Genomic DNA, 11,836 nt, shown 5'->3' on the forward strand with positions numbered 1-11,836 from the left:
CAGGGGCCGTGCCTAACCTGGGCTCAGACCGCCTGAACTTCAGCGGTTGCTGGCATCCGTGGCCTCGGGCGCAGGCACCTCGTTGGCTAGGTCCAGTTCAACCTGATTGCCCCTCGAAACCTCGCTGGCCAGCCAGGCCTCGAACTCCTGGGGAAGAACATCAAACCAATGGTGAAGCGCCTTTTGAAGTTCAGCGGTCGCCAGCTTCTTTGCTCGCGCGATCCGACGCTCAGGGCCTAGCAGAGGATCGCTGCTCTCCAGAGCCTTGAGTTTCTGCTTGATGCAAAGGTCGAGGTACATGTGTCGGGCCGCACTGAGCCCAGCGTCAAAGGCGTCTCGGTTCGGCAGCCATGAGTCCAAGTGCCGCCAGGCTGAGGATGTGGCGAGGGCTTGCATCCAGAAGTAACGGAAGTACACCGCGTTAGGGGTGTCCATGTTACTGATCTGGTTGATCGGATGGCTGCAGTCTCTGGTGAAGGCGTACCTGCGGTCGCGCGCTCGACTGCCGCCTGACTTAAAGAAGGTGTTCCACCCGGCGACCAATGCCGCGGAGAAAGCAGGAAGGTCCTTGATGTCGGCACCGCCAGGTTGGTTCTTACGCATCTCCCATAGTGAGGCCAGCGTCATAATGAGTCCGAGCTGGCAGGCATGAGTGTTAAAGACACCGAAGGCTGCCTTGCATCGCTTCACGACGTCACGGCGAGTTGAGCCAACGTATGCGTGGGCCCGATATTCATCGAACTCACTTTCCTTTTCTTTCAGAGTTTCCCAAGCGCGAATTACATCTGACTTGGGTGGCTTCGGTCCGTTCAGTCTACGGATGGCATCTTGATAATGGTCGTAGCTATCGCGAAGAGTCCAGTAGATGCCGACCCCTCCAAACAGGGCGTCATGGGCGAGGGCGGCGTGGGTATTGGCGGTGTGCCAGCTTTCCTTGAAACGCGCAAGTCCCTCCGCGTGCGCCGCATAAGGAGCGGTTTGAGACAAAAGGGTAAGGATGGCCAGCCCCCAGGTTTCCATAAACCGTCCGGCTATCGCCTCGGCGCGCCCCAAGGGAAAGTTTCGGTCTCCGATGGCATCTCGATCGTAGGGATAGCCGGCATCGTCCAGATAGTCCGGCAAAAGGCTGGCGAGGTCAAGCTGCGTGCGCATGAACTCATCGCGTTCCTCTGCCTTCTCCCTTCCGCTAATAGGCTGGGCAAGATTGATGAGGTATTTAGGAGGGCCAAAGATGCAACGGTTCACGGCCATCTTGAGCAGATGGATATTGGTCATAACCGACCAGCGGGCGGGCCTGCTCGTGTTGATCTCGGGGTTGTCGTACTCTACCCCGTACAAGGGAAGGTGAGCTCCGTTACGGCCACGCAGAGCGCTGAGCAGGCTCCGAGTCAGCACGTTGACAAGCTCGCCATCCGACAGGAGAATAATGCGTGATTCGCTCGGCGGTCGGGCCTCCTTATTGACATCGACAAACAGCTTTCGCGCAGACTCGTGCGGCCGTGAAGATTCTCCTGTCTCACATGGAAACCAGCATACAGTCACAGGCACTTCAATTTTGGCCAGGTCCACTTCGGATACCTGGTACTCATTAAGAAGACGTTCGACCTGATGCTCATAGAAGGGGCGAAATTGTTCCCCATTGCCTTGCCAAGTACGCGAAAGAGTGCGTTCAACGGCCAGTAGCGCCATCGCACGGTGTTGCCCATCAAGGACGACCAGGCTCGCTTCCGACTGGTTCCACCACAACTTTCCTACGTTGGCCCCGTGAAGCTCCCCATCCACGCCTAGGAGTCGGTGGACACGGAAGGCGTTGCCAGCTCGCTCCTCCTGCCACAGGGCGTCGTCGTGTTCCACCTGCTTGGACGTATCCAACATGGGGAAGGAGGTGGGACGCTTGTTTTTAAAGGGTAGAAGCACTGCCATAATTGGAGGGAAAAATGCTGGCCCGGTCGCTTGAGGTTTGAGTAGATAAGGGATCAGGTTAACCGCTACGCGGTGATCGTCGAGATCACGTTGCAGCAGTTGATTGAAGTCGAGATCACCAGAATCCATAACCTCGCGGACTGGAGCCAAGCTTTTGGTGAGCTGGCGCTCAGGCGCGTCGGCGTCCCCTCCAAGCCTCGCCTTTGTCATGATGTAGTCGACCCTCCCAGCGGGGGTGTCGAAACTTCCCCACGTGCCTTGTACGTAGTCGCGAAACGTCATCTTAGAGCCCGAACCATACACCTCTTTGTGTCCCTTCTAACTGTCTTGCATGATGCATAGAGTACAAGTAGAGCTTGTATCGCGCGACACCCTATTCGGTCTCTACGGCTAGAGAGGAAAAATATTTCTGCGTCACTGGTCCTTAAATTCTTCGCGCAGCAAAGCCTCTGTGAACATGCCCCAGTAAGTACGGAGGTTGTCAAATTGCTCAGGGTCCTCGTACATTCCTTCGGCCCGCGCATAACCCATAAACAGTAGATCAATTGCAGCCTCTGCTCGTCGTGCGAGGTCACTAAGCTCTTCAGGTTCCATACCTTGCGCGCCTTCGTCGGCAACCTTCTTTAGTGGTGCGTACACCTTTTGGAAAAAAGCATGGCGGTGATTGAACTTGATTACGGACTTTCCGTTCAAATGGTGAATAACCAAAAATTCTTTGCCTGGCCACTGCGCGTCTAGCAACGTGACTGGCTTGGAGTTAATCTGTTCACGCAGGTGCGCAATCTTGGTAGCATCAGTGTCAGGGTCGAGCCCCATGTCCATGGCAGCCTGCTGGACCACCATCTCTTCCAATTCTGGGGTCGCTCCTCGGCCTGCAGGTCCATTGGGCAGCGCTGGCATAACCCGGGACGCGGTATCCATGCTCTCGCTGTGCTCACCATTCTCGAACCGCTTTTTGGTTTCCTCCTCTTCCCACAGTGCGCGCACCTGCCGCAGTGCCTGCTTCACGGGCGCCTTCAGCCATTCTCGAAGCTGGGATCGTAGCTTGCTGACTGGTTCTGCACCCCGTTTAACATTACGAACCTGGAAGTACTCGTCTAGCTCTGCTGGAAAGCTGACTTCGATGGCGACGTAGCGCAAAACTTTGTCGCTGCGACCTCCTTCTAGGAGGCGCGGGACGATGTCGTAATAAATTTCGCGCCCATTGCGCAAGATGCTAATTTTGGCTGTGTTTTCAGCGTTGATCTGAAATTCGCTGATATCTTGACCTTTGAAGTCTACCTCGCCGCCGGCGCGCCGCCATGGACGAAACTCCTTTGGGACGATAGCAACCGTGACATGTACGGTGTGGCCATCGATCTCGAGATCGGTCTCCTCGATAAGTTCGCCACGTGGGTCGAGGGGCTTGTACCGCGAGATAATGCGCGGGTTGTCCCGTAGGAAGAGAGGGTCGTGGAGGGTCGTAATCTTCCCGTCAAGCTCAATCACTCGACCGGTGTCAATATAGGTGCGGTAGGCGCGAGCGATGAACTTGCGGAGTTCGGATATCTTCTGCTCTAGTGACGTCCCGTAAGTACCGCCACTAGCCAGGCGGTCGATCTTTCCGAATATTACAACCGTTCCCGATGAGAAGGGACGGCGGTCCCGCCCAGTCATCAGCTTTACTGCTTCCCCTGGCCAATCGCTAGCCTCAGTGGTGGTGATGAAACGCTGGTTACCTTCACGGATTTCCTGAAGGTCGATGTAGCTATAGTAGATTTTTGGATCTCCAGTGCGCTTGCTGTAGATCTCGATGCGCTCGCCGAGGCTGAGGCCCGCGAGCTTGAGACCAACACCAAACCGCCCCAGCCCTTGGCGCTGCCCGTAACGGCTGCTGTAGCCCATCGAGAGTACATGATGCATCTGGGTAGGTTCGATGCCAACACCGTTGTCGGCGATGATGATCCTGTCGATTGTTTTCTTTCCGCGCCCGAAGATGGGTTGTACCCGCATTAGCGTGGCATCAGCTTCGATGGAGTTGTCCAGCGGCTCACCGATAGCTGCGGTGAGGTCGAAGCCCGCGTCGCGCATGGAGTCAAGAGCACGGTCCACCTGGATGAGATCGGCCCGATGGTCGTCTGGCGAGAGGAACAGAGGAGCGTTTGCCATCATCGCGTCCTTCGATAGTAGGTTATGGAGAGAAGGCGGAATGCACGGGTTGGTTTATGGTGATGAAACAGGGGCGTGGTGAGCACTAAAAACTGGCGGCCTCGCTTCTTTGCTATGTTGATCAGTCTGTTGTCACAGAGCAGTAGGCCTCCACTGATGTAGGCACCACACTTGAAGCAGATTGGGCGCGGCAGAGGCACTCGCCTTAGGAGCCCATCTCTGTAGCTCGCCACAGCGACCTTGCGTGACGGCGAGCGCGGCTGATGCGCTCACGCATCCGAGGTAGCGGTACTCCATGTCGGTCGGCCATGGAGGCGGCGTCGTGCCCGCAGGCAAGGTCCGCGAGGAGGACACGCTCCCCAGCAGGCAGCTGGGGCTCTTTCCATAGCCATGCAAGTATGTCTACGACGAGATAGTGCGCGTCCGTGTGTCCGGGATCCACGTGCTCGTGGTCTAGTGAGACAAAGGGAGCGATCTTCCGGCGGTTCTCCAGTGCCTCATAGGCATGTCCCATCGCCGACCGGATCCGGCACCTCGCAGGGGTAGAGGCGTCGGACGGGTTGCGGAGAAGCTCGTCAAGGGCGCGGTCGATGCGGTCAAGCTCGTACGTGTCGCGGGTGGCCAAGGCCTGCTTCTGCAAGGCCTTGACTGCCCCTACGACGATGGGACTAATCATGTCGCTCCGAGTGTCTGGTGGTGTGCCCCATGCGGTGGCACACGTCCGAAGTGAAGCGGGGCTATTGAGTTGTTGCCGCAGCGTACTAGGTCGAACCGAGCGAGCACGCTGAGCTTCGCTGGAGCAGCCTAGAGGACTCGATCCGCTCAGCGCCCTCACCTATGAAGATCGGGTGGGCCACGAGGATGTTGCGCCGAGCACGGGAAGCAGCTTGCCCAGTGCTTCTCCCCACCCTCCCAGCCCCGAAGCACTCGAAGGGCCCGCCTCCTCGTGATGCACGAGGGGACGGGCCCGTGGCTGAGTGTGTGGTGGCCTACGCCACTGCGGTGGCGAGAAGGTCCTGGATGGAGCGAAGGTCCTGGTGTCCAGCGAGGAAGCCAATGCCGCGGTGTAGGTGGATGTGCAGCGTCTTGCTCACAGCCGCGTCGGTGAGTTCCTCGCCATCAGCCAGACACCTTTGCTTGAGCAGAGAGAGGTAGATATCGCCATACGGGCCAGCGAAGGTCTTCCAGTCGATCTCTACGTTGGAGTTGGTACTGATGTCACGAACGAGCGGAGTGGAGGGGTCGCGTAGGGACATCGCAAGCGCCCACCGGCACAACTCGTTCCACTGCTTCAGCCCTGTATGGCGCTTGAGCCAAGCCAGCTGGTCCTTGGCGGCCTGGGACAGCCGCACCCTGATCTCAGACGGCATGACGTTCACCCTCCGTCCACCAGTATCCGGGCTCGACACGTGTGGTGAAGGTCGTGTCGTCGTGCGTGAGGACATAACTGTGAGCAATGGATGGCTTCAACCGCTCTAGCAGGCGCTTGTCGATCTCTTCGTCGGTCGACAGGAGGAGGACCTGCCGCCCAGCATGAGGGAAGTAGCGGTCCACCAAGTGCTGACGGTGCCGGCTATCTAGGCGTCCCAGAGGGGTATCGATCACTGTGGGCACCCGGTTACCCGCGACCTTGGCGAGTCCCCACAACAGTGAGATCGCCAGCAGTTGCCGCTCGCCTGCACTGAGCCGACTGGGATCGATGGGCTCGCCGTCTTGGTTAGTCAGCGCAAGAGTGAACTTGTCGATGTCGATTCGGAGGTCGGTGATCAATCCGCGCTTACGCATCAGTGCCTGGAAGCTACGCAGCACCGCCACCTCGAGGCTGCTGATGTGCTTCCGCAAGAGCGCGTGGCCGAACCGTTCCAGGGTGCCGCGAGCTTTTTCTGCGTAGGTGATGACGCGCTGGAGCTCCTCCTCACGAATACGCGTGTTCGCCCACCTTTGTCGCACTCGCTCGAGGTCGACCTCTGCACGAGAGCGGCGAGTCTCCGCCTCCTGTACCAGGCCTGCATGACGGTTAACCGCATCCTGAGCTACGGCGACAGCTTCCATCGCCTGCTGGCGCTCTTCGACTAGAGCTCTGACGCGCTGCTCATCGGGAACAGCCGCAAGCTGCCGCTCAGCCTGCTCGAGTTCGTGAGCAGCCTCTTGGGCAGCCTGGAGGAGCTCCTTTGTGCGCATGGTGTCTGCTGACAACGTCCCTTCCAACGTCGCCAGCTTCTGTGCCAAGTCGCGGGGCAAGGAGAGGTCGACGTCCAGCTCGGCCTTGGAACCACGCGATTTCCGGTCGGCAGCCAGCTTCTTCTTCAGCTCGCTACGGACCTCAGCGGGCACGCTGTCCGACAATTGCCTGATCAACCACGCGTCGCGTGTCTGGAGTGTGCTGAGGACCTGCTGGGCCTCACTCGCCTCCTGCTCCCGCACTGCCTGCTTGCGCAATGCGATGAGCTGCTCGCGCAGCAGCGCGAGTGGCATTGCTCCTACAGCTAGCTCTCGAAGAGCTTTTTGCGTTTCCTCCAAGCGCTTAGCGGCGGCCTGTCTTGTCGCCTCAAGAGCATGCCGCTGCTCGTAGAGCCGGCCCCCCGCACGCCGGAAGCGCCGCTCTGCCTTGCTAAGCCGAGCGCGGGCGTCGTCTAGGAGCGAGGTGGCGTGCTCATGGTTCTGAGTGTGCTCGGCCACCTCTTGTGCAACGGCCTGTGCCTTTGCCTCTAGCACGCGAATCTGTTCGATGGCGTCCTGGTCCCCCTGCGATAGCCGCTGGCGTCGCTGAAGAGCGAGCAGGTCTGTCCGCAGCTGCTCGACTGCTCTTACCCCGAGAAGAGACTGAACAGCGGCCTCAATGACACCAGCCGCGCGATCTGGGTCGGCAAGCTGCTCAACTTTCTCGCCGTCGAAGAAAAAGAGTGAGGCCACCTCCAGTGGGAGAATATCCTCAATATGTTCAGCCCATGTCTCACTGATTGTCTCGTCATACTTGCTGTCTATATATACTTCGAGCTTCTCGCGTACATGTTTACCGTTTACATGCCAGTTACGCGCCACCTCGTAAGTACGGGCGCTACCTTCAGCGGTAATCGAGAACTCTAGCCGCAGGCCTGCGCCGCGGCCAGGATCGGCCGCTCGGTTGATGCTCTCCCGCAAGTAGCTTTCGTAGGAACGGTTGCCCCGTCCGCTGCAGCGTGCTCTCGGTCCGTACAAAGCAAGCTGAATAGCATCGAGCAGAGTCGTCTTTCCGCAGCCATTCAAGCCGCCGATCAAGACGATCGGGCGCTTCGGCTTAACCCGTAGGTCTAGGGTTTGCGTACCCTGGTACGCGCCAAAGTCCTGCAGCGTCAGGTTATGAAGGTGCATTGGTGGCGGTCTCTTCGTCCAGCTTCAATTGTGTGGGGGAGCTGTCTCGTAGCGACTGCAGCTTCTTTGCGAACTGCAGAGCGTCTTCCGCGTCCTCGTAGTAGCCCTTCTTGATCGCCTTTTCCAGTGCCTCGAACAGGCCAGCTCTCCGGCTCATCGTGCGATACTTGCGCTCGATCGCGAGGAGCTCACGAGTCATCGAAAAATGAATGGGGTCATCCTCGCACGCCTCTTTGAGCAGTCCAATCTCCTCAGCTCCGAGAACGAGTTGCTCGTCCAGCGCGGGGCCGGGGAACTGTTCGCCGGTCGTCTCCTCGTAGATCTGCGGCAAAGAGTCTTCGACCTCGTGCTTCTCAAAAACCCAAATGCGACGGATTTCGTGCAGTTCGGCCATCGAGATAAGTTCGATGTCTCGAACGTGCTCGGGCGCCTTTTTGCGTACCTGGGACTGTGCATTGAGCAGCTTGCGCAGCCAATCTTCACGCGCCGATTGCTTGTACGGGCCGGGAATTGGTCGGTCGCCGAACAGTTGAACATTTCCGTTCATCCGACGGAAGTCTCGGGTTTGGCTCTCCTTGCTCACGTCATCAAGTTCGTTTCGGAGCTTGAGGAGCGGCCGCATCCACTGCTTCTCGTCGTCATTGCGGATCATGGCGGTCATCGACTTGTCTTGCTCAACCAGGGTGCACGTCCAGCAGCCGAATCGGCTGTCCCCACAAGATGGAGTGGTGTTGTCGACAACCAACGGACATTCGGAGTCGTCGGAAGCGCCTTGGTACATTGTCAGCAAGTCTTTATTCTTGTGTCCCCACGGATTGGGGTACTGCATCAAGAAGGCCCATACCTCTTCGGTTGACCATGCCTCAATAGGGCTGTAAACGAGAGAGTTGGGTAGATTGCCGTTGGGAGAAAGGCGGTCGCGGACACGCCGTTTCTCGTGGCGAGCCATAGCCCGAGCTCTCGCCTGGCTTTCGGCCTTACGGATGCCGAGAACCAGGATCGCCTCGCCGTGTCGACGGACAACGCGCCGAATGAATGAATTTGATGGCTTGATCTTGAGGCGCTCAGTGCACCAGCGGAACTTAGGGCGAGGGGCCGGATATCCGCGACCGATTAGGTTGACCCAAAACGTGTCTTTAATGTCTGGAATCAACTTGTGCGACTCAATAGGTAGGCCCTGTTCCTGAGCGGCTATGCCCATCCGGTCCAGCGACTGGCTCACCCAGGCCGATACCACAGGGTTCTCGACGAGGGTGTCGGTGCTAATGACGTGCACTGGCTTAGTGCGCTGGACAGCCGGCAGATCCTTAAGTGCTAGCCATACTAGCTGCAGTACGGCGGTGGAGTCCTTGCCTCCACTGTATCCAACTACCCAAGGCACCTCGTCGGCCGTGTAGAGTTCGCGGATCTCCTCCGCCAACTCTGCTACGACCTCCGCCAGAGGCCTGTCTTGAAATAGTGACGCCTTTGGGGTGCTCATGAGTCTCCTCGCAAGTACGCTTCTTCTGCGCGTCGCTCTTCGTCGCTTAGTTCGAGCTTCAGGTGTTGACGCAAATAGTTCGTCGTCAGAGTCAAGTTGTGACGACTCTTGGACACTCGTCCGCCGACCAATGCGCGACCTTCCCAGTCAGTATTGGAGCGCGACCAGTCCACAAACGATAGGCGCTTAAGGGTTGACGCCCAGGCACGAGGTGAAAGCGATTTGCGAAGCAAAGTGTTGCCTACACGACCCAACGCGTGCAGTGCAATCCCGTGACTGTGTAGGTAATCACGCCTCACATCTGATGCCGATAGTTCCCGGCGTCGTACTAGTCCCCACTCTGGGATCACCGAATCGATCGATGACCAGTAGGCTTCGGCCAGCTCCCGGGACTGTTCCATGGTAATTTCCAAGCCGTTCAATAGTGCCTGTGTGGCGAAGTACACGGAACTCAAGGTGAACAGCTTGCGCGAACGCTGGGATAGCGTGCTGCTCTCCATTTCCACGTACCCCTTGAACACCGGAGCCTTCATAGCCAACAGTCGCACCGTGGTAGCGAGGTGGTCCCGGTGGTCGTACAGGACGCCGATGGAGCGTGGCGGGCGGACAGCGTGTCGGTTCAGATCGGCGAACATCTGCTGACAGCGGGCAAGACCGGCGTCGTGGAAAAAGACCACCGCGATGGTCTCCTCCCCGAGGTCGGGGTTCTCCTTCAAGGCCTGCTCGATCGCAGCACGCCGGTGTTGACCGTCGTTGATCAGGAAGCGGGCGGTCATCGAGATCCGGATCTGCCCGGCACGCATCCCGACGCCACTGTCCGTGATGCTCTCGAACTGGATGTCGCCGTCGACCGAGGCGGTCAGGGCGCTGAAGACGTAGTCCTGGGGGTTGTCGACGATGTAGCGCGTCAGCGCCGGCAGCCGTCCCTTGTTCAAGATCCTCTGTGCACGTACCTCTGGAGCGAGCTCGTCCTCGTCGAAGAGGAAGATCTTCGGGATGAGCCGCAGTGGGCACATGGACACGTAGAACTCGCGCCCCGCCTGGATGCCACGGATGGCCGGGAAAACGTACTCAAACCCGGCAGATGTCGCCGGGTCCGCAGGCTGGGAGGCTACGGGGGATCCCACACCATCACGCTATCGTACGTCAAGCACATCACGTACGTGACGTTCGAAATAGCGCTTGAAGGCGGTTAGGGTTCGATGGTGACGTACCTCGACGCGGCGGCGACGACCCGCGTGGACCAGCGGGTAGCCGACGTCGTCCTGCACTGGATGACCGCGGAGTTCGGCAACGCGGGCAGCCGACACGAGTACGGTTCGCGGGCCAAACGTGCCGTAGAGCGGGCTCGGGAGTACCTGGCTAGCACGGTGGATGCCGAGCCAGACGAGCTGATCTTCACCAGCGGCGCTACGGAGAGTAACAACATCGCTCTACTTGGGCTCGCGCCGTACGGTGAGCGCAGTGGGCGCCGGCACATTATCACCTCAGCGATCGAGCATAAGGCGGTCCTGGAACCGTTGCAGCACCTGGCTGGTCGTGGGTACGAGGTTGAGTTCCTCAGTCCTGGACCTTCAGGCCGTCTCACTGTCGAGGCCGTGATGGAGCGGCTACGTCCGGACACACTGCTGGTCTCGTTGATGCACGTGAACAACGAGACTGGGGTGATCCAACCGGTGGCCGAATTGGCGCGGGAGCTGCAGTCGACTGGTACGTACCTTCATGTTGACGCTGCTCAGGGGTACGGCAAAGTGCCCGAGGACCTCACCGCGCCGATCGACTTGATCAGCATCAGCGGCCACAAGATCGGGGCGCCGAAGGGTGTAGGGGCGCTGGTCACGCGTCGTCGGGAAGCTATGGACGACGAGCGCCCCCCCCTTGAGCCGATCATGTTTGGAGGTGGGCAAGAGCGGAAATTGCGGCCCGGCACGCTCCCGGTTCCGCTGATCATGGGACTTGCAGAGGCTGCGAGGATTTTCGACGCCGAGCGCGTTCAGTGGGAGAAGGCTGCGCGAGACCTTCGCTCCAGGCTCCTCGCCGGGCTGGCCTCTACGCGCTTTCGCATCAACGGTGACCAAGAACACGTTGTCCCACACATCATCAACCTGTCCTTCGAGGACATCGATGCTGAGGCGCTCCTCGTCGCACTCAAGGATGTGGTTGCTGTCGCTACTGGATCTGCCTGCACGAGCGCCTCGTACACCCCCAGCCATGTGCTCCGCGCTATGGGGCTGCCGGAGGAGGCGGCCTCGAACGGCCTGCGTTTCTCCTGGTTCCCCTCTCAAGCCACTGATTTGGACGTCGAGGAGCTCGCTCGCAGCATCGCCAAGCTTCGGCCCTATTCCTAGAGCCCCTGGATAGGTGCGGTGCTATCTCGAGGGCGGACTAGCTTGAGTTTTAACCCGTTCGGCGTGGTCGTGGGTTGCTGGACTTGGTCTTCTTGCCGCGTATGCCTTTCTGCTTGTTCGTGCTGGTGACGGTGTGGACGTCATGACGTGTCGCGGGCTGATGGTTGGGTTGTCCTGCGGGGCGTCCTGGTCCGGGTCGTGAGGGTTTCGGGACACGGGCGGGACGGGCCAGTTGTGGACACAGGTTCTGAAACCCTCGGCGGATCCGCGACGGGCTCAGCCGGTGGGCCGGGCGGGGTTTCTCCCCGGGGGCGGCGCGGATCGCCCACGAGCTCGCGGGCGAGGCGGAGCTGGGTGTAAGCGGTGATCAGCACCAGGTCCAGCGGTCGGCCGCGTCGGGTGAGCGGAGTTTCGGCGTGGTCGGAGCCGAGGGTTTGCTTGAGCATGCGGAAGGTGTGCTCGATGTCGAAGCGGCGCGGGAACGCCTGCCAGGCCAGGTCGACCTCGGTACGGGTGAGGCCGGTGCGGCAGTGCCAGAGCCACACCGGTTTCGCCGATCGCGCCGGAGGGCAGGCGGTCGACCTCG

Annotated in this window: 7 protein-coding genes; 1 reads left to right on the plus strand and 6 read right to left on the minus strand. The window is 59.5% G+C overall.

Annotated elements, in window-relative coordinates:
* Window positions 1-39 precede the first annotated feature (39 nt).
* From LX15_RS28810 to dndB, 6 genes are all read right to left on the minus strand, one after another.
* Window positions 40-2,205 carry a DNA sulfur modification protein DndB gene (locus LX15_RS28810; RefSeq protein ID WP_253673724.1) on the minus strand — a complete coding sequence of 722 codons (2,166 nt, stop codon included), beginning with the start codon at window positions 2,203-2,205 and terminating at the stop codon, window positions 40-42.
* A gap of 132 nt (window positions 2,206-2,337) precedes the next feature.
* Entirely contained in the window at window positions 2,338-4,071 is a 1,734-nt protein-coding gene (locus tag LX15_RS28815; protein ID WP_253673733.1) for an ATP-binding protein, read from the minus strand.
* Window positions 4,072-5,060: 989 nt separating this feature from the next.
* Window positions 5,061-5,441: a DNA sulfur modification protein DndE gene (dndE, locus tag LX15_RS28820; RefSeq protein ID WP_253673735.1), complete on the minus strand. Its 381-nt coding sequence runs from the start codon at window positions 5,439-5,441 to the stop codon at window positions 5,061-5,063.
* Entirely contained in the window at window positions 5,431-7,422 is a 1,992-nt protein-coding gene (gene dndD / locus LX15_RS28825) for a DNA sulfur modification protein DndD (protein WP_253673737.1), read from the minus strand. The genes dndE and dndD overlap by 11 nt, the downstream gene beginning before the upstream one ends.
* Entirely contained in the window at window positions 7,409-8,902 is a 1,494-nt protein-coding gene (dndC, locus tag LX15_RS28830; protein ID WP_253673739.1) for a DNA phosphorothioation system sulfurtransferase DndC, read from the minus strand. Before dndC ends, dndD begins: the two co-directional genes overlap by 14 nt.
* Entirely contained in the window at window positions 8,899-10,029 is a 1,131-nt protein-coding gene (dndB, locus tag LX15_RS28835; protein WP_253673741.1) for a DNA sulfur modification protein DndB, read from the minus strand. Before dndB ends, dndC begins: the two co-directional genes overlap by 4 nt.
* Before the next feature lie 78 nt (window positions 10,030-10,107).
* Between dndB and dndA the strand changes: the two genes are divergently transcribed.
* The gene (gene dndA, locus LX15_RS28840; protein WP_253673743.1) at window positions 10,108-11,250 is read left to right on the plus strand and encodes a cysteine desulfurase DndA; all 1,143 of its coding nucleotides are present in this window, start codon (window positions 10,108-10,110) and stop codon (window positions 11,248-11,250) included.
* Window positions 11,251-11,836 lie beyond the last annotated feature (586 nt).

Origin of the sequence: Streptoalloteichus tenebrarius, from assembly GCF_024171885.1 — a bacterium.
Lineage (GTDB): Bacteria > Actinomycetota > Actinomycetes > Mycobacteriales > Pseudonocardiaceae > Streptoalloteichus > Streptoalloteichus tenebrarius.